The 26,993-nt window shown below is 64.7% G+C and carries 24 protein-coding genes and 1 tRNA gene; 14 read left to right on the top strand and 11 right to left on the bottom strand.

Annotated elements, in window-relative coordinates; translation table 11 throughout:
• Nucleotides 1–249 precede the first annotated feature (249 nt).
• The gene (gene chpT / locus HYH07_RS32045; RefSeq protein ID WP_220006214.1) at nucleotides 250–903 is read right to left on the bottom strand and encodes a histidine phosphotransferase ChpT; all 654 of its coding nucleotides are present in this window, start codon (nucleotides 901–903) and stop codon (nucleotides 250–252) included.
• Nucleotides 904–1,079: 176 nt separating this feature from the next.
• Between chpT and HYH07_RS32040 the strand changes: the two genes are divergently transcribed.
• Nucleotides 1,080–1,907 (top strand): 3'(2'),5'-bisphosphate nucleotidase CysQ, encoded by an 828-nt coding sequence (locus HYH07_RS32040; RefSeq protein ID WP_220006213.1) that lies wholly within the window; start codon nucleotides 1,080–1,082, stop codon nucleotides 1,905–1,907.
• On the opposite strand, the gene HYH07_RS32035 is transcribed toward HYH07_RS32040, so the two are convergent.
• Nucleotides 1,901–2,386 carry a YHS domain-containing (seleno)protein gene (locus HYH07_RS32035; protein WP_220006212.1) on the bottom strand — a complete coding sequence of 162 codons (486 nt, stop codon included), beginning with the start codon at nucleotides 2,384–2,386 and terminating at the stop codon, nucleotides 1,901–1,903. The two genes, HYH07_RS32040 and HYH07_RS32035, sit on opposite strands and share 7 nt — an antisense overlap.
• Nucleotides 2,387–2,527: 141 nt before the next feature.
• On the opposite strand from HYH07_RS32035, the gene HYH07_RS32030 reads away from it, so the two are divergent.
• The 3 genes from HYH07_RS32030 to HYH07_RS32020 all read left to right on the top strand — a co-directional run bounded on the left by HYH07_RS32030 (nucleotide 2,528) and on the right by HYH07_RS32020 (nucleotide 4,788).
• On the top strand, nucleotides 2,528–3,136 hold the full coding sequence (locus HYH07_RS32030; protein WP_220006211.1) for a DUF1134 domain-containing protein: 609 nt from the start codon (nucleotides 2,528–2,530) through the stop codon (nucleotides 3,134–3,136).
• Nucleotides 3,137–3,257: 121 nt separating this feature from the next.
• On the top strand, nucleotides 3,258–4,553 hold the full coding sequence (locus tag HYH07_RS32025) for a hypothetical protein (RefSeq protein WP_220006210.1): 1,296 nt from the start codon (nucleotides 3,258–3,260) through the stop codon (nucleotides 4,551–4,553).
• A gap of 160 nt (nucleotides 4,554–4,713) precedes the next feature.
• A tRNA-Val gene (locus HYH07_RS32020) sits at nucleotides 4,714–4,788 on the top strand.
• 319 nt (nucleotides 4,789–5,107) lie between these two features.
• Here the strand turns inward: HYH07_RS32020 and greA are convergent.
• The 3 genes from greA to HYH07_RS32005 all read right to left on the bottom strand — a co-directional run bounded on the left by greA (nucleotide 5,108) and on the right by HYH07_RS32005 (nucleotide 6,711).
• Nucleotides 5,108–5,590 carry a transcription elongation factor GreA gene (gene greA, locus HYH07_RS32015; RefSeq protein WP_220006209.1) on the bottom strand — a complete coding sequence of 161 codons (483 nt, stop codon included), beginning with the start codon at nucleotides 5,588–5,590 and terminating at the stop codon, nucleotides 5,108–5,110.
• A 100-nt stretch (nucleotides 5,591–5,690) separates the two neighbouring features.
• The gene (locus HYH07_RS32010; protein ID WP_220006208.1) at nucleotides 5,691–6,188 is read right to left on the bottom strand and encodes a hypothetical protein; all 498 of its coding nucleotides are present in this window, start codon (nucleotides 6,186–6,188) and stop codon (nucleotides 5,691–5,693) included.
• A gap of 151 nt (nucleotides 6,189–6,339) precedes the next feature.
• Nucleotides 6,340–6,711 (bottom strand): hypothetical protein, encoded by a 372-nt coding sequence (locus HYH07_RS32005; protein WP_220006207.1) that lies wholly within the window; start codon nucleotides 6,709–6,711, stop codon nucleotides 6,340–6,342.
• A 496-nt stretch (nucleotides 6,712–7,207) separates the two neighbouring features.
• Here HYH07_RS32005 and HYH07_RS32000 point away from each other — a divergent pair, with 496 nt between their 5' ends.
• Complete coding sequence (locus HYH07_RS32000; RefSeq protein WP_220006206.1) at nucleotides 7,208–8,749, top strand: heme peroxidase family protein; 1,542 nt, start codon at nucleotides 7,208–7,210, stop codon at nucleotides 8,747–8,749.
• Between the two features lie 278 nt (nucleotides 8,750–9,027).
• Here the strand turns inward: HYH07_RS32000 and HYH07_RS31995 are convergent, their stop codons facing one another.
• Entirely contained in the window at nucleotides 9,028–9,558 is a 531-nt protein-coding gene (locus HYH07_RS31995) for a hypothetical protein (protein ID WP_220006205.1), read from the bottom strand.
• Nucleotides 9,559–9,769: 211 nt separating this feature from the next.
• Nucleotides 9,770–11,317 (bottom strand): acetolactate synthase large subunit, encoded by a 1,548-nt coding sequence (locus HYH07_RS31990; RefSeq protein ID WP_220006204.1) that lies wholly within the window; start codon nucleotides 11,315–11,317, stop codon nucleotides 9,770–9,772.
• A gap of 329 nt (nucleotides 11,318–11,646) precedes the next feature.
• Here HYH07_RS31990 and HYH07_RS31985 point away from each other — a divergent pair, with 329 nt between their 5' ends.
• Together HYH07_RS31985 and HYH07_RS31980 are read left to right on the top strand one after the other, a co-directional pair.
• Entirely contained in the window at nucleotides 11,647–12,150 is a 504-nt protein-coding gene (locus HYH07_RS31985) for a L,D-transpeptidase (RefSeq protein WP_409363925.1), read from the top strand.
• A 195-nt stretch (nucleotides 12,151–12,345) separates the two neighbouring features.
• Nucleotides 12,346–13,155 carry a DUF2927 domain-containing protein gene (locus HYH07_RS31980; RefSeq protein WP_220006202.1) on the top strand — a complete coding sequence of 270 codons (810 nt, stop codon included), beginning with the start codon at nucleotides 12,346–12,348 and terminating at the stop codon, nucleotides 13,153–13,155.
• A gap of 165 nt (nucleotides 13,156–13,320) precedes the next feature.
• On the opposite strand, the gene HYH07_RS31975 is transcribed toward HYH07_RS31980, so the two are convergent.
• On the bottom strand, nucleotides 13,321–14,448 hold the full coding sequence (locus HYH07_RS31975) for a threonine synthase (RefSeq protein ID WP_220006201.1): 1,128 nt from the start codon (nucleotides 14,446–14,448) through the stop codon (nucleotides 13,321–13,323).
• 285 nt (nucleotides 14,449–14,733) lie between these two features.
• Between HYH07_RS31975 and HYH07_RS31970 the strand changes: the two genes are divergently transcribed.
• From HYH07_RS31970 to upp, 3 genes are all read left to right on the top strand, one after another.
• Nucleotides 14,734–15,990: a GTP cyclohydrolase II gene (locus HYH07_RS31970; protein ID WP_057744712.1), complete on the top strand. Its 1,257-nt coding sequence runs from the start codon at nucleotides 14,734–14,736 to the stop codon at nucleotides 15,988–15,990.
• Between the two features lie 7 nt (nucleotides 15,991–15,997).
• Nucleotides 15,998–17,236: a URC4/urg3 family protein gene (locus tag HYH07_RS31965; RefSeq protein WP_220006200.1), complete on the top strand. Its 1,239-nt coding sequence runs from the start codon at nucleotides 15,998–16,000 to the stop codon at nucleotides 17,234–17,236.
• Between the two features lie 134 nt (nucleotides 17,237–17,370).
• Nucleotides 17,371–18,000, top strand: a complete 630-nt coding sequence (gene upp / locus HYH07_RS31960) for a uracil phosphoribosyltransferase (protein ID WP_057744709.1) — start codon at nucleotides 17,371–17,373, stop codon at nucleotides 17,998–18,000.
• 90 nt (nucleotides 18,001–18,090) lie between these two features.
• On the opposite strand, the gene HYH07_RS31955 is transcribed toward upp, so the two are convergent.
• Together HYH07_RS31955 and HYH07_RS31950 are read right to left on the bottom strand one after the other, a co-directional pair.
• Entirely contained in the window at nucleotides 18,091–19,224 is a 1,134-nt protein-coding gene (locus HYH07_RS31955; protein WP_220006199.1) for a M48 family metallopeptidase, read from the bottom strand.
• A 3-nt stretch (nucleotides 19,225–19,227) separates the two neighbouring features.
• The gene (locus HYH07_RS31950; RefSeq protein ID WP_220006216.1) at nucleotides 19,228–20,376 is read right to left on the bottom strand and encodes a YjgN family protein; all 1,149 of its coding nucleotides are present in this window, start codon (nucleotides 20,374–20,376) and stop codon (nucleotides 19,228–19,230) included.
• A 383-nt stretch (nucleotides 20,377–20,759) separates the two neighbouring features.
• Between HYH07_RS31950 and HYH07_RS31945 the strand changes: the two genes are divergently transcribed.
• Complete coding sequence (locus tag HYH07_RS31945) at nucleotides 20,760–22,025, top strand: cytochrome P450 (protein ID WP_220006198.1); 1,266 nt, start codon at nucleotides 20,760–20,762, stop codon at nucleotides 22,023–22,025.
• Between the two features lie 69 nt (nucleotides 22,026–22,094).
• Nucleotides 22,095–23,369: a cytochrome P450 gene (locus tag HYH07_RS31940; RefSeq protein WP_220006197.1), complete on the top strand. Its 1,275-nt coding sequence runs from the start codon at nucleotides 22,095–22,097 to the stop codon at nucleotides 23,367–23,369.
• Nucleotides 23,370–23,660: 291 nt separating this feature from the next.
• On the opposite strand, the gene HYH07_RS31935 is transcribed toward HYH07_RS31940, so the two are convergent.
• Nucleotides 23,661–24,581 (bottom strand): LysR substrate-binding domain-containing protein, encoded by a 921-nt coding sequence (locus HYH07_RS31935; protein ID WP_220006196.1) that lies wholly within the window; start codon nucleotides 24,579–24,581, stop codon nucleotides 23,661–23,663.
• A gap of 125 nt (nucleotides 24,582–24,706) precedes the next feature.
• Between HYH07_RS31935 and HYH07_RS31930 the strand changes: the two genes are divergently transcribed.
• Together HYH07_RS31930 and HYH07_RS31925 are read left to right on the top strand one after the other, a co-directional pair.
• A complete protein-coding gene (locus HYH07_RS31930; RefSeq protein WP_220006195.1) occupies nucleotides 24,707–25,876 on the top strand; it encodes an acyl-CoA dehydrogenase family protein in 1,170 nt (389 codons plus the stop codon).
• A 9-nt stretch (nucleotides 25,877–25,885) separates the two neighbouring features.
• Complete coding sequence (locus HYH07_RS31925) at nucleotides 25,886–26,983, top strand: CaiB/BaiF CoA-transferase family protein (protein WP_220006194.1); 1,098 nt, start codon at nucleotides 25,886–25,888, stop codon at nucleotides 26,981–26,983.
• The last annotated feature ends 10 nt before the right edge of the window (nucleotides 26,984–26,993 follow it).

Raw genomic sequence — 26,993 nt, 5'->3', positions numbered from 1 at the left:
GTGTCCAGGCTCTCGCTGGTCTCCGTCAGAAACTCCCGCAACAGATCATCCATGAAAACAGGCCTTCATACAGGGAGGGCGCGCACGAGACGTGATGCGCCAGATCGGAATGAGGCCAGCTTCACCGCAAAGCGTTTAATATTGGTTGAGTATGTGCAAAAGAACGGAATCAACAAAGAGATAAGGCGCTCCGGACAATCCGAAGCGCCTCGTAAAGGATCGGTTAACTTCTAAGGGCGCAGCGCGCGTTTACGAAGCGGTAACGACGACGGCTTCGCCCTCCAGCTTGAGCGTCACCGCGAGCCCGCAGGCCTGCGCCAACAGCCGCGTGTAATAAGGCTGGATCGCATGAGCGTCGGCGGCCGGGCCGCGCTCGCCGCTCAAGAGCTCGGAGATGTTCTGCGGCAGGCGCGCGTTGTGCCCGGTCGCGGTGATGCGGAAGCTCATCGCCTCGCCCTCGCCGATCGGATCGACCGTCAGCATGCCGCCGCGCGGGATCGTGTGCTGGGACACGACCAGCATATTCAGCAGCAGCTTGACGCGGTTCTTCGGCAGCAGCAGCCGCGGCAGATTCCACGTGATCGTGCACTTGCCGTCCTCGATGTGGCCCTTCGCCATGGTCTGGGCATCGCCGAGGTCGATCTGCGCGCCGGAGGAGCCGGCCGCGCCGAAGGCGAGACGGCAGAACTGCAGGCGGGCGGATGCGGTCTTGGCGCTCTTGCGGATCAGGTCGAGCGCGAATTCGCGGTCCTCGGGCTTGGGATCGTCATCGAGCACCTCAAGCCCATTGACGATGGCGCCGACCGGGCTGATGAGATCGTGACAGACCCGCGAGCACAAAAGGGCCGCGAGTTCGAGCATATCGGGAGCAGAAGCGGTAGCCGAAGACGGAGCGTCAGACATAAAGGGTTCCTGGAATTGCACGGCGCGGACGCGGCGAATCACGCATGGCCTGGACTGTCGCTGCGGGTTCTATCATTCACCAGCCCGTGGCAGGAAGCTTGCGATAGGTTCGAAGCGGCCATAAGGGGACACGGGCGAATCACGTGAACAGAGGCAAACTTGCCGATGAATGAGGCATGCAGGTGAGGATCATCGACGGCGAGGCCGCTTGTAGGCTGATGGAGCCCCTGACCGCGCTGGTGGCGCAGGCCGGCGAGGCGATCCTGGCCGTCAACCGCTCCGGGATGCGGGTCGATGGCAAGCAGGACGGCTCGCCTGTCACCGAGGCCGACCTCGCCGCCGACCGAATCATCGCCGAGGGCCTCGCCCGGCTTGCGAACGACGTGCCGACGCTGTCGGAGGAGCGGACCCATCTCGCCTCGCCGCCGTTTCGCGGCAGCTTCTTCCTGATCGATCCGCTTGACGGCACCAAGGAATTCGTCGCCGGCCGCGACGAGTTCACTGTCAACCTCGCTCTGGTCACCGAGGGCGTGCCGCTGCTCGGCATCGTCAGCGCGCCCGCGCTCGGGGTGCTCTGGCGCGGCATCGTGGGGCGCGGCGCCGAGCGCGTGAGGTTCGACGGCACCACCATCGGCGCCGCCCAGCCGATTCGGACCCGCAAGCTGCCCGGGCCTGGCGAGCCTTGGATCGCGGCGGTGAGCCGTTCGCATGGCGACCCCAAGAGCGAAGCCTTCATCGATAGCAGGCCCAACGCCGTCAGAAAGACCTGCGGCTCGGCCGTCAAGTTCGGCCGGGTCGCGGAGGGCAGTGCCGACATCTACCCCCGCTTCGGGCCGACCTGCGAATGGGACGTCGGGGCGGGCTGCGCGGTGGTAACGGCCGCCGGCGGCAAGGTGACCGACGGCAAAGGCGGCGAGCTCCGCTTCGGCGAGCGCGGCGACACCGGCTTCATCATCCCCGAGTTCGTCGCCTGGGGCGATGCTGAAGCGGTAACGACCTACTGACTGAGCTTGTCCTGCAGCGCCGGCCAGCGCTTGCCGACTTCATACAGGAATCGTTCCGGGTCGGCGGTGAAGGCGTCCCGATTGTCTTCCCGGCTGAACAGATAAAGCCGCTGCGCCGCGATCACGAAGAAGCGGGGATTGCCGGCGATCGTGACGCCGCGGGCGATGTCGACGGGATCATAGCCGCCGAATTGCGGGCCATAGATCTCGGGATGGGACAGGAACTCCGCCCGGTTGCCGTCATTGCGGAAGCGCCAGACCGCGCCCCAGAGATTGGCCTCGAACTGCGCCGTCCCCTGCTCGGCTCCGCCGTCAACGAAATAGGCAACGGGGTCGAAGCCCTCGATGGCGACGCCGGAGAAGCGATTGACGACAATCCGCTCGGTGGTGGCGGCCTGTGCAGGTAACCAGGTCAGGCCGAGCCAAATGCACGCCAGCAGGCAGACCAGACGGCCGATCAAGGCAGTTCCGGGGCGCAAAGGGCTATCTTCCTGCCGTTGTGCCGTCATAGTTGCTGCGGATAACATTCGAGTCGAGGGGTCATCCGGACCAACCTAGAGCCGTGCCTAATAGCATCAGGTTAAGGGAAGCGGACCGGGATCGATATCAGGGGTTCTTTTATGACTTTCGCATCACGCCTTGCCGCAGTGGCGCTCATCGCGCTGGCGGGCTGGACCGTGCCGGCTTCCGCCCAGACGGCCGCGCCGCCACCGGATCTGCCACCACCGCAGCGGACCCCGACTCCCAATACCTATGGACCGGACGAGCTCGTCACCGCCGGCCATCGCTTCTTCGGCAATGTCTCGCGCGGGCTCGCCTCGATCATCGAGAAGGCGGTCAGCCAATGGGGCCTGCCGAACGGCTACATCCTCGGCGAAGAAGGCTCCGGCGCCTTCGTCGCTGGGCTGCGCTACGGCGAAGGCACGCTCTACACCAAGAATGCCGGCGATTTGCGCGTCTACTGGCAGGGCCCCTCGCTCGGCTTCGACTGGGGCGGCGACGGCGCGCGCACCATGACGCTGGTCTATAACCTGCCCGCCACCAACGCGATCTACCAGCGCTTCGCCGGCATCGACGGCTCGGCCTATATCATCGGCGGCTTCGGCATGACGGCGCTCACCGCCAACAACATCGTGCTGGTGCCGATCCGCTCGGGCCTCGGCTTACGCCTCGGCGCCAATATCGGCTATCTCAAATATACGCCGCGGGCGACCTGGAACCCGTTCTAGGGTTCTCTCCCCCGATCCAGCTTCCGGATTCACGTTAACAACGGGGCAGGGCTGGCTTTTTGCCGGCCCGCCATGCATTGTCCTTGGTAAATTTTTCCCTTGTCTGTTGGAGCTCTGACCCATGGTCGAACCGATCATGTACCTGGCGATCGGTTTCCTGCTGTCGATGCTGTGCGGGCTCGCCATCGTGCCGCTGGTGCATAACCGCGCGGTGCGCCTGACCACGCGCCGGCTCGAGGCCGCAACGCCGCTGTCGATGGCGGAGATCCAGGCCGACAAGGACCAGCTCCGCGCCGAGTTCGCCATGTCGGCGCGGCGGCTCGAGATGAGCGTCGAGCAGCTCAAGAACAAGACCACGAGCCAGCTCGCCGAGCTCGGCAAGAAGACCGACGCCATCAATCGCATGAAGATCGAGCTCGGCGAGAAGAACGCCACGATCTTCGCGCTCGAGGCGCGCGAGAAGGCGGTGAAGGAGCAGCTGCGCGCGACCGAGGAGGAATTCAACGCCAAGACCGAAGCGCTGCGCGAGGCCGAGATCGCGCTGAGCAACAAGCAGGGCGAGCTCGCCAAGATCAACTCCGAACTGTCGGACCGCTCGATGATGGCGGAGAGCCGCCAGGTCGAGCTGGTCGCGGTGCGCGCGCAGATCGAGGAATTGAAGAACCGCGTCGGCGATGCCGAGAAGGAATTTGCCGCGACGCAGACGCGCCTGGCGCAGGAGCGCACCGAATCCGAAACCGTCTCGCGCGAGCTTGGCGAGGCCCGCGGCCGCGTCGAGAATCTGAGCCAGCGCGTCACCGAGCTCGATCGCCAGCTGATCGTGCAGGTCAAGGAAGCCGAAATGCTCTCGGGCCGCGTTGCCGACCTCGAAGGCCGCCTCGCCACGCAGGGCAAGCTGCTGGCCGAGCGCGAATATGAGAACAACCAGCTGCGCCAGACCAACGAGGGCGCCGAGCGCACCATCAAGGAGCTGCGGGTCGAGATCGCCGCACTGAGCGGCGGCAAATCATCGGCCGCGATGGAGACGCTGCGCGCCGAGAAGGCCGCGCTGGAGGAGCAGCTCCGCACCGCCCGCGACGAGCGCGCGAAACTGCAGCGCGACGTCAATGCGATCCAGCAGCAGGCCGAGAGCTCCTGGGCGACCGAGCGCATGGAGAACGCGCTTCTGCGCGAGCGCATCAACGACATCGCCGCCGAGGTGGCAAAACTCGCGATGCAGCTCGAGGGCCCGAACTCGCCGATCGAGGCGCTGCTGGCCGCCGAAGCCGGCCAGCCGCCGAAGCCCGCGCCGCGCCTGGCCAATGGCGTCGCCACCAATGGCGCAGCAAGCCCGCTGCCCGAGGGCGGTGGAACGCTGGCCGAGCGCATCCGCGCGCTCCAGGCCCACGCCTCGCGCGCCCGTCAACAAGGCGCGTAAGCGGCCCAAAATCCGGCCGCGCCACCGAATTGTGACACCATCGGAAGGTTTTCCGCCCCTAGGGCCGCCTGAAAACTTGACACTGATAGCCTGCACTTCTAAATCGCGGGCTCCGATGCGCCGGCCGGCCGAAAAGTCCGGCCGTCTGCATGATGGTCCCGGGCGCATAGCTCAGCGGGAGAGCGTTCCCTTCACACGGGAGAGGTCCAAGGTTCGATCCCTTGTGCGCCCACCACGCTTCGCCAAACGGCTTCGCGGGGCGTCTTGCTCCCGCTCCGTCGAAATCGTCAAAACAACCCCATGCACAGTAGCCGGCGCCGGCCGGACGGACTACGAATTTTCCGAATTTTTCTTGCTCCGTCGGGCAAAACAGGAGCATGATGCAATCATCAGAAAGGCGGCCGCTGCGGGCCGGACGCCCGCGAGCAAGCACTGCTCCAACCACGTCATTGCGAGCGCAGCGAAGCAATCCAGAATCTTTCCGTGGAGAGACTCTGGATTGCTTCGTCGCAAGGGCTCCTCGCAATGACGGAGGGCACGGCCACCGCGCTGCCTTAAGCGATCGCCAGCACCTCGATCTCCTGCGCATCCGACCCCACGACGTCACCGACCGCCTTCCCCATCAGCGACTTCGCGACCGGCGATACGAACGAGATCGAGCCCGCCTTCGGGTCGGCTTCATCCTCGCCGACGATGCGGTAGGTCTGCACCCGGCCATCGGCACGGCTGAAGGTCACGGTGCTGCCGAAGGCGACGACATCGTTGGAGGCCGGATTGGGAACGAGCTGCGCGGTGCGCAGCCGTTCGCCGAAATACCTGATATCGCGCAACGGCACCGCCGACTGCCGGCGCTTTTCGTTGACGTCGTCGATGGCTTGCGCGGCTTCATAGGCTTCGCGCGCTAGTTGGAGCTGCGACTGCAAGGCCTGCAGGCCCTTCTCCGTCACGAGGTTTGGATGCGGCGAGATCGGGCGATCCGGCAGCAACGTCTCGGAGGCCGTCTCGGCGCTCTCTTCCTTGGTAAAGGCAACGCTCAATTCGAAAATCCTGTCGAACAGTGAACACCTCTGCTCTGCCAATCGGGCAGAGGTGGACGAGTTCCTGGGCTCGCATCGATCTAACCCAATCCATCGATTCTTATATCTCAAGTTGGACGAAACGACGGAGCTTGAAGACGAGGTCTGGCAGGGCCTGGCGGAACCGCGTCGCATTCTGGAAATTGGTCGAGAACGGCGCGAAGGTGATCATGGCGTTCCAGTGCCTGTAACCGTAGACCGTGACCGAGACACCGGAGGCGGGAAACCCCTCGATCTTTCTGAGCTCGCCGAGCACGAGCTCGGCGATCGCTTCCGCCGGCAAAAGCCGCTTGCCGTCCGGAGTCAGAGGCTGACTGGCAGGCACGACCGGCTTCGCAGCCGCCGCCGCATCGGATGCGCCGTTGGCGGGGTCACTGGGCGGGTTCTGGAGCTTCGGTGACTCCGCTTCCGGAATCTCGGGGATCACTGCGGCGGGCCCCGGCGCCGACGGAAGAAAGTCGGCAAGCGGCGGCGGGCTGGCCGCGTCTGCGCGCTTGTTGCCGCCCAGGATGCTGCTGATCATCGCCACAAGGCCAGCATCCTTCGCATCGTCACCCATCTGATCATCCCCTCGCCCTGGCCTACTGTAACACCGGCTCCGGAGCCCGCCACTGGGGACGCAGATCAGATCATGCCATCACGCCTGCATAGCTCCCGTCAGGTTCCACCGCGGCGCGGGGCGGGTGCACATCGCGCCGCAGTGCAATCCGTCACTTCTTCTCGAACGGAATATATTGCTGGTACTCCTTCGGTACCGAGCTGCGATAACGCGCCGGAACGGTGCCGCTGTCGATCGAATGATCGATCTCCTGCTGCCGCGTCATCTTCTTCTTCGCCGGCTTCTTCTCGGCACTCTTCTTCGGGCCGGCCGGCGCGGTGGAGGTGTCGGTGCTTGCTGCCGGCGTTGAGGTCGCAGCCGGTGCGGTGGTCGCAGCAGGTGCCGTGTTGGCAGCAGGCGGCGTGGTGGCGGCAGCCGCCGGCGGTGTGGTCCCCGCATCGGGTGCGCTCTGCGCCAGTGCAAGCGGTGTCTGCATGATGAGCGCCAGCGCCGCAGTGGCAGCCAGCAGATATGATCTTTGCATCACAACCTCCAAAATGTCTGATCCCCAATAGGGGAAGCGTAGTCCCGCAGGATCGACGCGTGCAAGTACTCCGAAGATAGGCGGGACCGCGGCTGCAAACTGTGGCCGGCATCACATTGCCGAACGCAGCGCACGCTCCGGCACCAGGACACGAACGACGATGCGTCGGAGCAGTCCGGGGAGCCACGACCGTCGCAGCGGCAGCACGCACACAAATACAATTTTTACGCGAACAGCAAGTTCGCTTCGTCAAGCGCCCTCGAAGTGCCCGATGCCGATGACGAGAATGTTATCCGGCATCTGCGCTGGAGAAATTTGCGATGCGCATCCGCAGCTTGCTCGCAGCACTTGCTGCTGGAACCGGATCGACACCGCGCAATGTGTGAAGCAGCGCATTGAGACGCCGAACTGCTGCGTCTAGCCTCACCTGCATATTTCATCACGAACAACTTCAGCTTTAGTTGCTTTCCGTCGTAACTTTTCAAGGAGGTACTTTATGAGCAGTCGTCACGCCACTACGCCGCGCGGCCTCAACGCCACCCGTTCCCCACTGTCACAAGGCCGCTTCGGCCGCATGTTTCGCACGCTGACGCCGGCGACGTTCGGCCCGAACGAAGCCGACAACATTGCCAACCTCTCCGCCCTCGCCGATAACATGGTCGGCGATTTTGATCCGCCCAAGGACGGCCCCGATGCCGAGGAGAGCGGAATTCCCGCGCTCTACACTTATTTCGGCCAGTTCGTCGATCACGACATCACCTTCGATCCGGTGAGCTCGCTGGCCAAGCAGCAGGATCCCGACGGGCTCATCGATTTCCGCACGCCGTCCTTCGATCTGGACAATGTCTACGGTCGCGGGCCGAACGATCAGCCCTACATGTACGACGGCAACGGCAAGTTTCTGCTCGGCGACCCCCTCACCGGCGCCGGCGTCTCCAACGCCAACGACCTGCCGCGCTTCAGGGGTCGCGCCCTGATCGGCGATCCCCGCAACGACGAGAACAGCATCGTCTCGCAGTTCCAGGGGCTGATGCTGCGCTTCCACAACCGCATGGTCGACGACAACGGCGGCCTCTCGTTCCAGGACGTGCAACAGCGTGTCCGCTTCCACTACCAATATGTCGTGCTGAACGACTTCCTGCCGCGCATCGTCAATGCGACCGTGCTGAACGATCTCAAGACCGGCGGCCGCTACGATCGCAGCAAGCTCGCCTACTATCACTGGAAGACCTATCCCTACATGCCGGTCGAGTTTTCGGTCGCGGCCTACCGGCTCGGTCATTCCATGATCCGGCCCGGCTATCGGCTCAACGACGCCGACAACATGCTGCTGCAGATCTTCCCCGACCCCAACAACCCCGACACCAACGCGCTGACCGGCTTCCGCAGCATGGGGCCGGGACGCGCCATCGACTGGGGTCGCTTCATCGACGTCGACACACGCGCCTATGGCGTCGAGGACGACAGCACCAATCCCGATAACAAGCGGCGCCTCCAGTTCGCCTATCGCATCGACACCTCGCTGGTCGATCCGCTGCGCCAGCTGCCGCCGGAGGTCGCCTCCAACCCGTCATCGCTGGCGCTGCGCAATCTCGAGCGCGGCTGGCGGCTTGGCCTGCCCTCGGGCCAGGCGGTCGCGAGGGCGATGCACCAGACGCCGTTGACCGACGAGCAGATCAAAATCGGCCGGGCCGTCGACAATCCCGATGCCGGCGACCCGCAGGTTCCGATCGCGTCGATCGCGAACGGCGCGTTCAAAGGCAATTGCCCGCTCTGGACCTACATCCTGGCGGAAGCGCGTCAGTACGCGACAAAGGTCACGGTCGCCGCCACCGGCGCGCCGGCGACCGGAATCACGACGCCGCAGCTCGGGCCCGTCGGCGGCCGCATCGTCGCCGAAGTCTTCCTCGGCATGATGTTCGGCGACGCCTCCTCCGTGCTGTCGCTCGACCCGAACTGGGCGCCGGTGACCGGTCCCGATTTCAAGCTGAAGGATCTGGTGACCTACGCGCTGGGTAATGGTGCTCCGCTGCATTGAGCGGGTGAGGGTTCACGATGCGAGGCCGTCCGTGTCATGCGGGCGGCCTTTTTGTTTTCACGCGCGTGAATGATGACAAGGACTAGTGCTCCGACGAAGGTGCGTTCCCTCCCCCCTTGTGGGGGAGGGCTAGGGAGAGGGGTAGCCCAGCAAAAGGTTTCGATTATTGACGATGAAATGAGGGCAGCTACGCGAGAGAATCCCCGTGCCCTCCCCCACAAGGGGGGAGGGAACGGAGAGAGCGGTGCTGTAGGCCCAACCCAGTCGACGCTAGCCTGTCACAACGCAGTCTTGGGCGCGGCTGTGAGGCCACCGTCCGCAAGCCGCGCCGCGAGCCAGAGCGACTGCGCCTGATCGACGCCGCCGCTGAGATAGACTTCCGACATCGTCACGCCGTGCTTGTCCAGCACCAGCAGCACGCCGATCCAATAGGCGAACCAGATATGCGGATCGGTCAGCGCCATCAGCTTGTGCTGGTCGTGCTCGAGCGGCGTGTGATTGCTGGCCTTGCGGATCTCGACGGTGAGCAGATTGTTCGGGATCTCGCGCTGGTGCACGACGACGTCAGGATAGATCGACTTGCCGAGATGATCGTCGGTCGAGATGATGCTGCCGCGCGGCAGATGCAGCGTGCGCTCGCCGAGGCGGTCGTAGTTGCAGTCGACGGCCCAGCCCGAAAATTGCTGCTCGAGATAGACGGCAAAGCGGTGCGTGATGGCGCGTTCGCCGACGTCCTTCTCGAACAGGAATGATTCGTGGACATAGAGCTCCCTGAGCGCCGCGATCACCTTGTTCAGCTCGGTCTGCATCGTGCCTCCGGGCCCATTATGGTGAGGAGCGCGCCACACCATCAGTGTCGTCCCGGCGAAAGCCGGGACCCATACCGCGAGGTCCATCGAACGCGCGCGGTGCGCGTACCGGACCCCTAGTCTTCGCCAAATTTCTCCCTGGGGTTATGGGTCCCGGCTCCCCGTGCGCAATTGCGCACTAGGCCGGGACGACGTGGGGAGAGACCTTGGCCTACATCTGCACCTCAATCAGCCGCGGGCCCGGCTCGGCGACGGCTTCGGCCAGCGCCTTGTTGAACTCGTCGGCATTTGTCACCGCGCGGCCGGGCACGCCCATGCCCTTGGCCAGCGCGACGAAATCGAGCGTCGGGCGGTCGAGACGGAGCATGTCGTTGGCGCGCTGGCCGGGCTCGCCGGCGCCGACATTGTCGAACTCGCCGCGCAGGATCTGGTAGATGCGGTTGGCGAACACGATGGTGACGATGTTGAGGTTCTCGCGGGCCTGCGTCCACAGCGACTGGATCGTGTACATCGCGCTGCCGTCGCCGACCATGGTGATGACCTTGCGATCCGGACAGGCGATCGCCGCGCCGATCGACAGCGGCGTCGAGAAGCCGATCGAGCCGCCCATGTTCTGCAGCCAGTCATGCGGTGCGGCAGCGGCCGTCGGCGGGAAGAAGCCGCGGCCGGTGGTGAGGGACTCGTCGACCATGATGGCGTTCTCGGGGATCGCACAGGCGATCGCCTGCGCGATCGAGGCGAAGCTGAGCGCACCGGTCGGCTTGACCAACTCCTGCAAAGCCTGCGGCTTGACGTCCCTGGCGCTGGCCTTCACGGCGCCGGCGAGCGCTTCCAGCGCCGCCACCGAATTCTCGCCCCACGAGGTCATGCGATGGACCTCGCAGCCCTCGGGCTTGAGCATGCTCGGCTTGTTCGGATAGGCGAAGAACGCCACGGGATCATCGGACTCGACCAGCACGATGTGACGAAATTTTGCCAGCATCGGCAGTGCGTTCTCGATCACATAATGGATACGGTCGATCGAGTAACGGCCACGGCCGCGCGCCATCTTCGGGCGGAAGGTCGGGCCCATCACGGTGCAGCCGGTCTTGCCGGCGATGCGCTCGGCCAGCGCCAGGCCGTGCTCGCTCAAGGCGCTGCCGGTCATCAGCAACAATGTCCCCTCGCCGTTCCCGTGCAGGATCCTTGCGGCCTTCTCGACCGCCTGTGGCGAATAGCTGGCGCGCTGCTGCTCGGCCGGGACCTCGGCGATGCCGTCGGCCTCGTTCCAGGCGGTGTCTGCGGGGAGGATCAGGGTCGCGATCTGCGGCGGGGCGCTTTTGGCGGCGGCGATCGCGGCGGCGCCGTCGGCGGCGACCGCCTTGGAATTCGGCGAGGTGCGGACCCAGGACGACATCGGCCGGGCCAGGCCCTCGATGTCGGAGGTCAGCGGCGCGTTGTAGTCGATGTGGTAGACGGCATGCTGGCCGACGATGTTAACGATGCCGGAATTGGCCTTCTTGGCGTTGTGCAGATTGGCAAGGCCGTTGGCGAGGCCGGGGCCGAGATGCAGCAGGGTGGAGGCAGGCGTGCCTTTCATGCGGAAATAGCCGTCGGCCGCGCCCGTCACCACGCCTTCGAACAGGCCGAGCACGCAGCGCATGCCGGGCACGCGGTCGAGCGCCGCGACAAAATGCATCTCTGATGTGCCCGGGTTGGTGAAGCAGACGTCCACCCCGCCCTTGACCATCGTCCGCACCAGGCTTTCCGCACCGTTCATCCCAACACTCCCGCAAGGCCGTTTCCGACGTTCCATCGGATCAATCATTGTTCGCGCGGCCCGTCAAAGCAAGTGCGGGCATTGCGGCCCTGTCCCGCGCCGCGATGCGCTTGTTTGGCTAATAGTGTTTTGAGGCGGTTTCCGATTTGGTAACGGCAACCACCACGCCTCACGCGGCCGTGGCTTGCGAAACGCCGGCAAATATGGCCTGTGTTTTGCCATTGCATCGATTTTTTTGCTGGGGGGAATGAATGATCCGGTTTCTTGCCGCAACTGTCGCCGCCATGGTGGCTGTGACCATCGGAGCGAGCAGCGCATCTGCCGCCGGGATGGGGATGATCGACTTCACGGGCACCAGTTCCACCGGCTATCTCGGTGGCGGCGCGAGCCCGATCCCGCGCGCCACCGTCATGTATAACGGCAATTATGCCCCCGGCACGGTCGTGGTGAACACCGCCGAGCGCCGGCTCTATCTGGTGCTCGGGAACGGCCAGGCTTTGCGCTACGGCATCGGCGTCGGCCGCGACGGCTTCCGCTGGGGCGGGGTGCACAAGATCACCGCCAAGAAGGAATGGCCGGAATGGACACCGCCGTCGCAAATGCTGGCGCGCCGGCCGGACCTGCCGCGCCACATGAAGGGCGGCATCGAGAATCCGCTCGGCGCGCGCGCCATGTATCTGGGCTCGACACTCTATCGTATCCACGGCTCCAACGAGCCGGAGACGATCGGCCAGGCGGTCTCCTCGGGCTGCTTCCGCATGACCAATGATGACGTCACCGACCTCTACAGCCGCGTCAACGTCGGCACGACGGTGGTGGTGCTGAACAACTAGCCAAACGCGAGCTGCCGTAGGGTGGGCAAAGGCGCATTTGCGCCGTGCCCACCATCTCTCTCGATCGCGAAAAATGCGTGGGCACGCTTCGCTTTGCCCACCCTACGGCACCGTGCCTGAAGCAGCGGCCGAACCCTCGCAGCATGCATTTGCGGACTTGTGTGCGCGCAGCGAATACGGCAGCGTTGCACGACGATGAGCGCATTGGTCCCACCTGCCCTACGCTTCGCCCTGCTGGCATTTGCAGCGCTCATATCTGTGCCTGATACCGCTACCACGGCCGCCGCCGGCGAATTGCCCGCGATCGCCTCGCGCCAGCGCACCGAGAAGAAGAGCTTTACCGACGCCGAGATCGTCGACGGCTTTTTCAAGACCGCGTTCGGCGCCGAATACCATCTCGCCGGCCGCGTCGATCGCATCCGCAAGTTCGACGCCCCGGTGCGCGTGTTCGCCGAGACCGACCGCGCCGACCGCAAGGCGCAGCTCGGGAAAGTCGTGGCCGACATTGCCGCGCGCGTGCAGCATCTCGACATCGCCATGACCGACGCGAGCGAAGCGGCCAATGTGCGGGTGAAGCTGGTGCGCGACCGCGACCTCTACCGCACCATCACAAGCTTCTACGGCGCGGAGAAGGCGCGCGAGATCCGCACCTCGCTCGATCCGCAGTGCCTTTCAGGATTCCGCAAGAACGAGCAATTCGAGATCGAGCATTCCGACGTCATCCTCACCGTCGACGTCAGCGACTTCACCTTCCTCGACTGCGCCTATGAAGAAGTGCTGCAATCGCTCGGGCCGATCAACGACACCGCGAGCGTGCCGTGGACCATGTTCAACGACAACGTCTCGATGGGCTATTTCGACGTCTACGACCAGTACATCCTCAACCTGCTCTACGATCCCCGCATCAAGGCCGGCATGACCGTGCCGGAGGTGAGAGCGGTGCTGCCCGAGGTGCTCGTGGATGTACGCGCCTGGGTGAGGCAGGTGAATGATTTGAAGGAGTGAGGTCGTAGGGTGGGTTAGACTCGTGGATTGCGCAAAGCGCAATTCACGAGGCGTAACCCACCTCTTCTGTCTCCGCGTCAACAGAAGTGGTGGGTTACGCCAAGCAGATGCGCTTCGCGCATCTACTTAGCTAACCCACCCTACGAACTCCCCCCACCCTACGAACTACCCCACCAACTCCGCGACCGTGGTTGCCGCCTTCAGCCCGGTGCCGGTGAGGATCGCGACGGTGGTCTCGTTCGGCTTGATGAGGCCGGAAGCAGACAGCTTCTCCAGCGCCGCGGCCGCGCTGGCGCTGGTGGGCTCGGCGAACAGGCCCTGCCGCGAAAGGCGGCGCAGGGCGGCGACGATCTCGTCCTCGGTGAGCGCCACCGTGCCGCCGCCGCTCTCGCGCAAGGCGCCTATGATCTCGCGCAGGCGCAGCGGATGCTTGATCGCGGTGCCTTCGGCGATGGTCTTGCTCACCTCGCGCGCGACGGGCGTATCGACGCCGGCCTTGAAGCTGGCGTCGATCGGCGAGCAGTTGAGCGGCTGGGCCGCGAACAGGCGCGGCAGCTTTGCAATCTGCCCCGCCTTCTTGAGCTCGCGGAAGCCGAAGGCGCAGCCGAGCAGGCTTGAGCCGGCGCCGACCGGGACGATGACATTGTCGGGCGCGCGAAAGCCGAGATCTTCCCAGATCTCATAGGCGAGCGATTTGGTGCCCTCGAGAAAGAACGGCTGCCAGTTATGGCTGGCGTAAAAGGTCTGGTGCGATTGCCTGATGGCTTCGGCCTCCGATTCCTCGCGCGGGCCTTCGACGAGCTGCACTTCGGCGCCATAGGCGCGCACCTGCGCGATTTTTGCGGGCGAGGTCGAGGCCGGCGCCAAAATCTTCACGCGGATGCCGCCGGCGGCGCCAAGGCCTGCCATCGACGAGCCGCCATTGCCGGAGGAATCTTCCAGAATGGCTTTGACGCCGATCTGCCGGAGGAAGGACAGCATCACCGCGGAGCCGCGGTCCTTGAAGCTGCCGGTCGGGTTGAACCATTCGAGCTTGAAGAACGGCCGCAGCTCGCCCCAATCCTGCGCGACCAGTGGCGTGCAGCCGGTGCCGAGCGAGATCGGATCGTTGATCTCCACCGGCAGCGCCGCGCGGTAGCGCCACAGCGAGCGCGTGCTGATGTCGATGTCGTCGCGCGAGATTCCCCGCCCCGGCGTCACCAGCAGCGGCGTGCGCTCGTCGGAGCACCAGCGCGGCTCAAGCAGGGAATAGAGCTTTCCATTGCGGGGATCGATGTAGCTGGCGGTGGACATGGCGCACTCCGGGGCAATCCGCCCGGTATGTCCGAATATGCCGGCTTTATCCAGTCGGCCGACGCGCCTCTTCAAAAATTTGAACAATTACATAGATATAGGGCGCATTCCGCCGCCTTCCCCGATCCGGACCGGCCGGCGCGGCGGGCCGCCCCGCACGATTAACTTGTCTGTCGCCAAGGGCCGTTACAATATGATGGATTGCGTCGCCGGGCTCCGCTCCGGCAACGCTGATAAGCCAGGCCCGTCCGAGCGGCGGGCCGTTGGCTTTTTGGGAGTTTGGCCATGAGCCGCGCGAACCGTACTGAGCATATCCGCCTCACCTCTCATCCGGAGCCGGGCAAGAAAGCCGCCTACCCGATTCATTGGGGCGCCGCCGACGCGCGCGCCCGCGGACCGATCATCGGCACGGTGTCGCGCACCGGGGATCGCAATGTCATCGGCAGCCATGGCGGCTCCTATGCGATGTATCGCGCGCTCGCGGTCTCCGCCGGCGCGCTCGATCCGATCCGGCGCCCCGATCTCACCAACACCTTCCCGGCCGCGACCATCGGGCCGTTCGAGCAATGGCGCGATCCCGCCAAGATCGTCGCGCTCGATCCCTGGGGGCATCTGGTCGCCGAGAATTTCGGCAAGGACATCGCCGAGGGCGTCGATATCCGCCCGAGCATCGCGGTGACGCGAGCGCGGCTCGACCTGCCCGAGATCCGCGAAGCGCTGGCGGCCAAGCGCCTGCGCGCCGATGGCGAGGTCGTGCATGCCAATGGCAGCGTCTCGGTGGTGAAGATCGCGATCGATCCGGTCTGGTACCTGCCCGGCCTTGCCGAGCGCTTCAAGACCAACGAGACCGAGCTGCGCCGCACGCTGTTCGAGCAGACCGCCGGCATGTTCCCCGAGCTGGTGACGCGCCCCGACCTGAAAGTGTTCCTGCCGCCGATCGGCGGCACCACGGTCTACATGTTCGGCGATGTGACCAAGCTGCCGGACCATCGCACCAAGATCACTTGCCGCGTGCACGATGAGTGCAACGGCTCCGACGTGTTCGGCTCCGACATCTGCACCTGCCGGCCGTATTTGATCCACGGCATCGAGGAATCCGCGCGCGGCGCGCAGGAGGGCGGGCTCGGGCTCGTCGTCTACAACCGCAAGGAAGGCCGCGCGCTTGGCGAAGTGACGAAGTTCCTGGTCTACAATGCGCGCAAGCGCCAGGAAGACGGCGATGCGGCTGCCGCCTATTTCGAGCGCACCGAATGCGTCGCGGGTGTCCAGGACGCGCGCTTCCAGCAGCTGATGCCGGATACGATCCATTGGCTCGGCCTGAAGCGCATCGACCGCTTCCTGTCGATGAGCGACATGAAATACGACGCTCTGACATCGCAGGGCATCGACATCGTCGAGCGCGTGCCGATCCCGCCGGAGTTGATCCCGGCCGACGCCTATGTCGAGATCGCCGCAAAGAAGGCGGCCGGCTATTACTCCACCGACATCGCGCCGGAGAAGGACGTGGGTGGCGTGGTCGGGCGTTCGCTGGAAAAATACTGATCTGGTAATGGCGGACGCTTCAGAACAAGAGGCACGCGCGCTGCTGTCCGCGAAGGCGGTTCGCGCGCGTGCCGAGCGGATGCTCGAGATCGGCCTGAAGGGCGGGCTCACGCATTTCACCATCGATCTCGATCGCATGGATGGCGTTGCGGAGGCCGTGCTCGCGGTGACGCGAAAAGCCTATCCGACGCTCGACATTCCCTTCCACGCGCGCTGGCGGCACTTTGTGTCCGGCGGTGTCGATCGCTGGGTGCAATTGGCCGATGCTGCCTCGTGGCCGGATCGCGCCGCACGGGCGCGCGCGGAGTTCGACCTCGCCATCGTCAGCGTGCTGCTCGACGCCGGCGCGGGTGCGACATGGCGCTATCGTGATGCGGTGACGGGACAAGGCATCGGCCGCTCCGAGGGGCTTGCGCTCGCGAGCCTCGACATGTTTGCCGGCGGGCTGTTTTCGCGCGATGCGCGCGCGCCGTTCAGGGTCGATGCCGATGTGCTTGCAAAGCTGCCGCTTTCAGCTTTGACGTCGGCCTTCCAGGCAAGCGAAGCCAATCCGCTGCTTGGCCTGGAGGGACGCACCGATCTGCTGCAACGTCTGGGCCGGCTGGTAGCCGCGCGCGCCGACATTTTCGGCCTGCAGGACACGCCGCGGCCAGGCGGGCTGTTCGATCACATCGCGGTACAAGCCACTGATGGCGCCATTCCCGCGCCCGTGATCCTGTCCGCGGTGCTGAACCAGCTCGGACCGATCTGGCCGTCGCGGCTCGAGCTTGCCGGCGTCCCGCTCGGCGATTGCTGGCGCCATCCCGCGATCAAGACTGATGATGCGACCGCCGGCCTCGTGCCGCTGCACAAGCTGTCGCAATGGCTGAGCTATTCGCTGATCGAGCCGCTGCAGCGCGCCGGCTTCGACGTCACCGACATCGATGGCCTCACTGGCCTTGCCGAATACCGCAATGGCGGACTGTTCGTCGATCACGAGGTGCTGCGCCTGCGCGATGCCACCGAGGCCGATCGCGCGCATGGGGTGGATTCGCTGCTCGTGGTCGAGTGGCGCGCGCTCACTGTCGCGCTGCTGGATCGTGTTGCGGAACTTGTTCGCACCAAGCTCGGCCGCACGCCGCAGTCGCTGCCGCTCGCCAGCATCCTGGAAGGCGGCACCTGGGCCGCGGGCCGCGCCATTGCCTTTGCGCGCCGTCCCGACGGCTCGCCGCCGCTCAAGGTGATCAGCGACGGTACTGTGTTTTAGAGCATGGAAAAAGATTGCGACCACGCGCGTCATTGCGAGCGCAGCGAAGCAATCCAGAATCTGTCCGCGGCGGGACTCTGGATTGCTTCGCTGCGCTCGCAATGACGGCTCGATAATTTCAGGAGCATCCGATCATGGAAGGCGTCACGATCGTCGATCATCCGCTGGTACAGCACAAGCTGACCCTTGTGCGGGACAAATCGATCTCGACAAAATCGTTCCGCGAGCTGATCAAGGAGATCGGCATGCTCTTGTGCTACGAGGTGACGCGCGACCTGCCGCTCACTGATACCGTGATCGAGACGCCGCTGGCGACGATGCATTCGGCCAAGATCGCCGGCAAGAAGCTGGTATTCGTGCCGATGCTGCGCGCCGGCACCACCTTCGTCGACGGCATGATGGATCTGGTGCCGACCGCGCGCGTCGCCCATATCGGGCTCTATCGCGAACCCGAGAGCTTTGCCGCGGTCGAGTATTTCTTCAAATCGCCGTCCGATCTCAGCGAGCGCCTCGCCATCGTGGTGACGCCTGTGGTCGCGACCGCCAACACCGCGGTGGCCGCGGTGGACCGGCTGAAGGAGCGCGGCGCCAAGGACATCCGCCTCGCCTGCCTGATCGCCGCGCCGGAAGGGTTAGAGCGCCTGCGCGGCCTGCATCCCGACGTGCATATCTGGACCGCGGCGGTGGATGAAGGCCTCGACGAGAACGGCTTTATCCTGCCGGGCCTCGGCGATGCCGGCGACCGCGCCTACGGGACGCGGTAGTCGCGAAGAATGGCGCGCGCCCTCTCCCGCTTGCGGGAGAGGGTAGACCGAGCCCGCGGCCGACAGCTTCGACTCACAGCTCATCCGACTTCAAATCTTCCCGTTGCCGCAGATGCCCTTCAGCGCCTGCCATTCCGTGTCCGTCAGCAGCGGCGGGCCGCTGGCGGGGCGGTCTTCCCTGGTCATGCGGGCGAGGCGGTCCTCGGTGAGCGGATGGCTCGCCAGGATATTCGCAAGGCCCGAGCCGCCCTCCTTGCCGGTGATGCGGAACATCAGCTCGGCCGCGGGCTTCGGCGAGCGGCCGAGCTTGTGCATGATCTCGATCGCGAAGGTATCGGCGCCGGTCTCGGCCTCGCGCGAATAGGAGGCCTCGACCACGCTGCGCGAGGCGAAGATCACGGCGGAGGAGCCGGTGACATCGCCGAACAACAGGCCGATCAGGAACGAGGTGCCGCCGTTGTAGATCAGGCCGCGCATGTTGTCGTGATGCTTGAGATGGCCGAGCTCATGGGCGAGGATGCCGGCGAGCTCGTCGGGAGTTTCGGCCTTGTCGAGCAAGGCACTCAGCACGTAGACCTTGCCGCCCGGCAGCGCGAACGCATTCGGCACCGAGGTTCGCAGCACACCTGCCGTCATGGCATCGTCGTCGAGGCCGGCGGCATCGCGCAGGCGGTTGACGAGCTTGCGGAACGCCGCCTGACCGGCTGCGTCACCGCAAGCCTCGCCGCGGAAGATCGTTTTCACCTGCACCTCGGAGGCATCGCCGATGCGCCGCTCGAGCGGTTTCGGCACCAGCGGCGCGAGGCGGTCCGCGGCCAGCGGCACGCCGAACAGCACGACGCAGACGATGGAAACGGCAGCGGCAACCGACCAGCCCACGATTTTTGCAACACCGCGACCGGTGGTCTGGTGCTCGTCGATGCGAGGGCAGCGTGCGATGAGATCGGCACCGAGCGCCGCGTCGCGAATCTCGAGCCGCGCCAGCGGCGGCGCTGATGTCGAGGTCAGGCGCAGAATGCCGGCCGGGCTGTCGGCGCGGCGGATCTCGTCATAACCCCAACGCGTGACGGCCGGGCCCGCCTGGACGTCGCCGGGCTCGGCGATCTCGAGCGCGTCACCGAGCGTCAGCACGACCTGGCGCCGGCGGCTCGACAGGCCGTCGAAGAAGATCGCCTTCTGTCCAGGCCTGGACTCGGCGCCGGGCCCAGCGGTCACATCGCTCACGATCTAGAATCCCGCGACATCGAGACCATCGGCAAACCCCTCGCCGAGCGCGCTGGCGAGCTCGCCGCTGGCGCTGACGTCGGCCGCGACTCCGATATCATGCACCTCGACGGTCTCCAGCACCATGGCCCAGAGATCGCGCTGGAGATAGACCCGCATGATGATGTTCATGGCAAGCGCGAGCGCGAAATAGCCGATCACCATGATCACCAGCATCGGAATGCTCTTGGCGGCATGGCCCGGCCCGAACAACTGCTCGGCCGGCACGCCGGTCAGCTTGACGGTGAGCACGGTGGCTGCGCCGAGATAGGCGCCGAACAGGATCGAGAGCAGCACCCACCAGCCGACCATCTTCCAGTAGAGGCCGTAGAACGCATTGTGCGGCAGCTCCGAGGACACGCTGACACCGCCAATGCGAATGCCGTTCAGCCACCAGCGCCATTCGCGGGCCTTGAACTCGGCATAGAGGAACGGCGCAAGCGGAAAGATCAATACCGCGATCGGAGTGAGCAGCCAGATCCACCAGCCGCGCTTGAAGAACTCCCAGCCGCTGCCTTCGAAGTCGCCTTGCAGATCGCCGAAATGCGTATGTTGCATCTTGTAGCGCTCCAGCGACGCCTCGCGCCATGGCAGCGCCAGGCCGAGCGTCAGGAACACCAAGACGCCCCACAGCATCGCGCGGAACGAATAGGCCCAGCCGGAGCCGTCCATCCAGAACCGCACCCCGCGCCAGACCGTGCGTGTCAGCCGGTAACGACGTGCGCGAAAGATCGCGAACTGGCCGAAGGCGTAGAAGGAGATGAACAGCGGCGTCGAGGCAAAGCCCTGCCAGCGCTCGAATTCGATGCCGACGAGGAAATAGGCGAGATAGATCGGCATCAGGATCGCGAGAGCGAACAGGAAGCCGACCAGCAGCTCCTTGGCGCGGCCGGTGTATTCGGCAGCGTCGCCGTCGATGGACGTGTTCGACCATAAATGGCGGCGGATGTCGGTGACGAGCCAGAACCGGTAGAAGCCGAAGGTCACGAGCTCCAGCATGGCACCCTTGGTCACCATCTTGCGGAACTCGGTGCGATTGCCGGTGAAATCGACCCGTGTGGGCGGCAACGGCGGCGGGACCGGTTCGGAAGGGCCGATGGGGGTCCATTGCATGTCGTTCACGGCGGCAACCTCGGGATGCGGATCGTTTGCGCTCAATCTATAGATCAGGGATTAGTCGATCCCCAAGATGGGCGGGTTCGATTTACCCCGGTTTCGAGCGATTTCTGGCAGGATTTCACGGGCTGAGCGTGCTGGAGATCACGTTCGTGAATGTCCCGTAGCCCGGATGGAGTGAAACGCAATCCGGGACAGCATCAATGGCGGGCCGAGTCCCGGATTACGCTTGCGCTCCATCCGGGCTACGGCACCTACGCACCTCATCTTGCGGCAAAACTGTCCCTTGCTCCGACGCACGTAACGCGTTGTAATTGTGGTTCAAATACCGCAGAGCAGAATTCACAAAAATCGCGCGGTCGACGTCAGGGAGAACGGTCATGCACGGGACCATGGAAAGCGCGGCAAAGCTCGACGCGTTGCGCGAGCGCGCATCATCGCTTCCGCTGGAGCAATTCGATCCCGGTGACCCCGAGCTGTTCAGGACCGATACGTTCTGGCCCTATTTCGACCGGCTGCGCCGCGAAGATCCCGTGCACTATTGCAAGGACTCTATGTTCGGACCGTACTGGTCGGTGACGCGCTACAACGACATCATGGAGATCGAGACCAATCATGCGGTGTTCTCCTCGGCGTCCGCGCTGGGCGGCATCACCATCCGCGACATCGATCCCGACCTGCGGCGCGAAAGCTTCATCTCGATGGACCCCCCGCGCCACGCCGCGCAGCGCAAGACAGTGGCGCCGATGTTCACGCCGACGCATCTGGACAATCTCGCGATCAACATCCGCCAGCGCTCGGCCGAGTGCCTGGACAATCTGCCTGTGGGCGAAGTGTTCGACTGGGTCGACCAGGTCTCGATCGAGCTGACCACCCAGATGCTCGCCGTGTTGTTCGATTTTCCCTGGGAGGACCGCCGCAAGCTGACGCGCTGGTCCGACATCGCCACCACGATCCCCGGTCCTGACGGACTGGTCGCGACCGAGGACGAACGGCAGGTCGAGCTGACGGAATGCGCGCAGTATTTCGCGCGGCTGTGGAAAGAGCGCATCGAGCAGCCGCCGAAGAGCGACCTGCTGTCGATGATGGCGCACAGCGACGCGACGCGCCATATGGACGCGAAGAACTTCCTCGGCAATCTCATCCTCTTGATCGTCGGCGGCAACGACACCACGCGAAACACCATGTCGGGCTCGCTTCTCGCGCTGAGCCAGCATCCGGAGCAATACCGCAAGCTGCGCGAAAACCCTGATCTGCTCGACAGCTTCGTGCCCGAGGTGATCCGCTGGCAGACGCCGCTCGCGCATATGCGCCGCACCGCGCTCACCGATTTTGAATTCCGCGGCAAGCAGATCAAGAAAGGCGACAAGGTCGTGATGTGGTACGTCTCGGGCAACCGTGACGAAGAGGTGATCGAGAAGCCCTACGACTTCATCATCGACCGCGCCCGCCCGCGCACGCATCTGTCCTTCGGCTTCGGCATCCACCGCTGCGTCGGCCTGCGGCTTGCCGAGCTCCAGCTCAAGATTATCTGGGAGGAGATCCTGAAGCGGTTCGACCATATCGACGTGGTCGGCGAGCCGAAGCGGGTGTATTCGAGCTTCGTGAAGGGTTTGGAAACGCTGCCGGTCAAGATTGCGGCGTGAACGAAGAAGTCTCCCTTTCCCCGTTCTTACGGGGGAAAGGCGAAGAAGGAACCAACCTGGAGCACCACAATGAACATCCAAGCGCCGGTTAAAGTGGACAAAGCCGAACGCATGCGGCGCGCGCGCGAGGAGGCCTATACGACGCCGCTGTCGCAATTCCACCCCGGTGCTCCCAGGCTGTTCCAGGACGACACGCTGTGGCCGTGGTTCGAGCGGCTGCGCAAGGAAGAGCCGGTGCATTACTGCACCAACGCGCCGATCGAGCCGTACTGGTCGGTGGTGAAATACAACGACATCATGCATGTCGACACCAATCACGGCATCTTCTCCTCGGACTCGACGCTCGGCGGCATCGCGATCCGCGACGTGCCTGAGGGCTACGACTATCCGAGCTTCATCGCGATGGACCAGCCGAAGCACTCGGCGCAGCGCAAGACCGTGTCGCCGATGTTCACCCCTCAGCATCTGGACGAGCTGGCCAAGCTGATCCGCCAGCGTTCGCAGACCGTGCTGGACAATCTGCCGCGCAACGAGACCTTCAATTTCGTCGAACGCGTCTCGATCGAGCTGACGACGCAGATGCTGGCGACCCTGTTCGACTTCCCCTGGGAGGAGCGGCGCAAGCTGACGCGCTGGTCCGACGTCTCGACCGCGCTGCCCAAGAGCGGCATCGTCGCCTCGGCCGAGGAGCGCCGCCGGGAGATGGACGAGTGCTACGACTACATGTCCAAGCTGTGGAACGAGCGCGTCAATTCCGAGCCGCGCAACGATTTGCTGTCGCTGATGGCGCACAACCCGGCGACGCGCTACATGGACCCCGACAATCTGATGGGCAACATCATCCTGCTCATCGTCGGCGGCAATGACACCACGCGCAACACCATGACCGGCTCGGTGCTGGCGCTGAACGAAAATCCCGAACAGTACGACAAGCTGCGGGCCAACCCCGCGCTGATCGACACCATGGTGCCCGAGGTGATCCGCTGGCAGACGCCGCTGTCCCATATGCGCCGCACGGCGCTGCAGGACACCGAGATCGGCGGCAAGCAGATCAGGAAGGGCGACCGCGTCGTGATGTGGTACGTCTCGGGCAACCGCGACGAGGAGATGATCGAGCGGCCGAACGATTTCATCATCGACCGCGCCCGACCGCGCACCCATCTCTCCTTCGGCTTCGGCATCCACCGCTGCGTCGGCATGCGGCTGGCCGAGCTGCAGCTGCGCATCGTGTGGGAGGAGATGCTGAAGCGGTTCGACCGCATCGAGGTGGTCGGTGAGCCGAAGCGGATCTATTCCAGCTTCATCAAGGGATATGAGACGCTGCCGGTGAGGATTCCGGGGTAGGCCCGCTGTTCGGCACCACCTTACGACAAGCCGCTTCCCCAACCTCCGCTGTCATGCCCCGCGAAAGCGGGGCATCCAGTACGCCGCAGCCTCTCGATTCTAGCCGCGCCGTCTCTGGAATACTGGATTGCCCGCCTTCGCGGGCAATGACACCGAGGGTGAGGCGAAGAGCGCATCGTCCCCGACGCTCGGCTATCACACCTCTCCCAGCTATAAAATTCCGGCATGACAGCTCGCACAACATGCGATGGCCCCGCTACGCCCGTCTGTCCTAAACCGCTCTGAAAGCATCTAACTCAGCTTGATGTCCCACACGCCATCCTTGCGGCAGGCCGCGACTTCGTCGCGCAGGAGTGCGGTGATGGCGAGGGACGCTGTCGAAGGTGGGCGCTCGATCGGAGAGGCGAAAATGAGCTCGCGTGTCATTGGCCTGGAGACGACGGCGGTTTCCAGCCGCCCGTCGGCGACCTCGCCATGGACCGACGAGGGCGGCAGCAGCGCGAAGCCGAGGCCTTCCGCGACGAGGCTCGTCAGCACGCGGAACGAATCCGCCTCGAGCTGGACGTTGAGCTTGATCTTGCGCTGCGCAGCGGCGTGCTCGATCAGCGCGCGGAGGCCGTGGGAGTGACTGGGCAGCACCAGGCGCTGCCGCAGCACCCAGCCGATATCGACGCTCTTCTTGCGCGCAAGGCCGCAGCCGCGCGGGCCGACCGCGACGATGTTGTCGCGTCCCAGGCTCTGCACGTTGAGATGCAGATCGGCGGAGCGGCCGTACAGGATGGCGAGATCCATCTCGCCGCGATGCAGCCATTCGACCAGATGGCCGCTGTAGCTCTCGACGATGCGCAGCGAGATGCCGGGAAAGGTCTCGACGCAGCGCCGCGCAAAGCGCGCCGACAGCACGCAACTCACGGTCGGAACCAGCCCGAGCACGACCTGTCCCGAGGGCGGGCCCTTGGCCGACTGGATGTCGTCGCGGATCTGGTCGATCTGCCGCACGATGCCGGAGGTGCGCGCCAGCAGAAGCCTGCCGGCCTCGGTCAGCACCATGCCGCGGCCGTTGCGGGTGAACAGTTCCGTGCGCAGCTCGTGCTCGAGCAGCTTGATTTGCCTCGACAGCGCCGGCTGCGCCACGCGCAAGGTGTCGGAGGCCTTGGAAAGGCTGCCGAGCTCCGCAACGCAACTGAAGGTCCTGAGCTGCCGGAAATCCATACTTGCCAATCCTGGAAGGCTGCTCCATACGCTATAGCAAATGAGCATAGGGGGCTGGCGATGTTTTCACAACGCCAGAGGATCGGCCGGCGTTATCTTGACTGCCGCACCAAACAGGAAACGCCATGAGCGAACAGCACCACAGCGAAGATTACGCCGACATCCGCGAAGCCGTCGCAAAGCTCTGCGCGCAGTTTCCCGGCGAATACTGGCGCAAGCTCGATCGCGAGATGGCCTACCCGAAGGCCTTCGTCGATGCGCTGACCGAGGCCGGCTATCTCTCGGTGCTGATCCCGGAAGAATATGGCGGTGCGGGCCTGAAGCTGTCCGCGGCGGCGGCGATCCTCGAAGAGATCCAGCGCGCGGGCTGCAACGGCGGCGGCTGTCATGCCCAGATGTACACGATGGGCACCGTGCTCCGGCACGGCAATGCCGAGCAGAAGGCAAAATACCTGCCGAAGATCGCGAGCGGCGAACTGCGCCTGCAGGCCTTCGGCGTCACCGAGCCGACCAGCGGCACGGACACCTCCTCGCTGAAAACCTTTGCGCGCAAGGAAGGCAACGACAGCTACATCGTCAACGGCCAGAAGATCTGGACCAGCCGCGCCGAGCATTCCGACCTGATGGTGCTGCTGGCGCGCACCACGCCGAAGGAGCAGGCCAAGAAGCGCACCGATGGTCTGTCCGTGTTCATCGTCGACATGCGCGAGGCCAAGAACAATGGCCTCGAGATCCGCCCGATCCGCACCATGATGAACCACGCCACCACCGAGGTGTTCTTTACCGACATGAAGGTGCCGGCGGAGAATCTGATCGGCGAGGAAGGCAAGGGCTTTCGCTACATCCTCTCCGGCATGAATGCCGAGCGCATCCTGATCGCCGCCGAATGCGTCGGTGATGCCAAGTGGTTCATTGCCAAGGCCACCAATTACGCCAAGGAGCGCGCGGTGTTCGGCCGTCCTATTGGCCAAAACCAGGGCATCCAGTTTCCGATCGCCAAGGCCTACGCCTCCATGCGCGCGGCCGAACTGATGGTGAAGGAAGCGACGCGCAAATACGAGGCCGGGCTCGATTGCGGCGCGGAGGCCAACATGGCCAAGATGCTGGCGGCCGATGCGTCCTGGGAAGCGGCCAATGCCTGCATCCAGACCCATGGCGGTTTCGGTTTTGCCGAGGAATATGACGTCGAGCGCAAATTCCGCGAGACGCGGCTTTATCAGGTCGCTCCGATCTCGACCAATCTCGTGCTGTCCTATGTCGCCGAGCATGTGCTCGGCATGCCCCGCTCGTACTGAGGTCGCACCATGGGAGCATTGGACGGGATCAGGGTGATTGCAGTCGAGCAGGCGGTGGCGGCGCCGTTCTGTTCGTCGCGCCTTGCGGATGCGGGCGCGGAGGTGATCAAGATCGAACGGCCGGAGGGCGATTTCGCCCGCGGCTACGATGCGGCGGCCAAGGGCCAGAGCAGCTATTTCGTCTGGCTCAACCGCGGCAAGCAATCGGTCGTGGTCGATCTCGCCACCAAGGAGGGCCGCACTGAACTGGAGAAGCTGATCGCCAGCGCCGACGTGCTGGTGCAGAACCTCAAGCCGGGCTCGATGGACAAGCTCGGCTTCTCGCGCGAGCGGCTGCTGAAGGACTATCCGAAGCTGATCTCGTGCACCATCACCGGCTATGGCGACGAGGGGCCCTACGCCCATCGCAAGGCCTATGACCTGCTGATCCAGGCCGAGAGCGGCCTCGCCTCGATCACAGGCAATCCTGACGGCGCCTCGCGCGTCGGAATGTCCATCGTCGACGTCGCGACCGGGGCAACCGCGCACGCCGCGATCCTGGAGGCACTGATCGCGCGCGGGCGCACCGGCAAGGGTGCCGACATCCGCATCTCCATGTTCGACGTGATGGCGGACTGGTGCACGGTGCCGCTGCTCAATGCCGAGGCCGGCAATCCGCCGAAGCGCATGGGGCTGCGTCATCCCTCGATCGCGCCTTATGGTGTGTTCACGTCGAAGGACGGCAAGGACATCTTGATCTCGATCCAGAGCGAGCGCGAGTGGAAGACGCTCTGCGCCGAGGTGCTGGACCGGCCTGATCTCCCTGCGGATCCCCGCGTCGCCAACATGGTGGAGCGCGTGCGCAACCGCGATTTCACCGACGCGACAGTTGCGGAGATTTTCGGCAGGATGACGCGCGACGAGCTGTTGAAGCGATTGTCGGACGCCGACATCGCCTTCGCCGAGGTCAACACCATGGCCGACCTCACCAACCACCCGCATCTGCGCCGCATCGAGGTGGAGACGCCGAACGGCCGCGTCAGCTATCCCGCGCCGGCGCCTGTTATCGTCGGCGAGACGCGCCGCTATGGCCCGGTGCCCGCGATCGGTGAAAATCCCAGGAAGTAACAAGAGCGAG

The organism is Bradyrhizobium sp. BR 10261 (assembly GCF_019455395.1).
In the GTDB taxonomy this organism is placed as follows: Bacteria; Pseudomonadota; Alphaproteobacteria; order Rhizobiales; family Xanthobacteraceae; genus Bradyrhizobium; species Bradyrhizobium manausense.
This window is presented reverse-complemented; position numbering and strand designations above follow the sequence as displayed.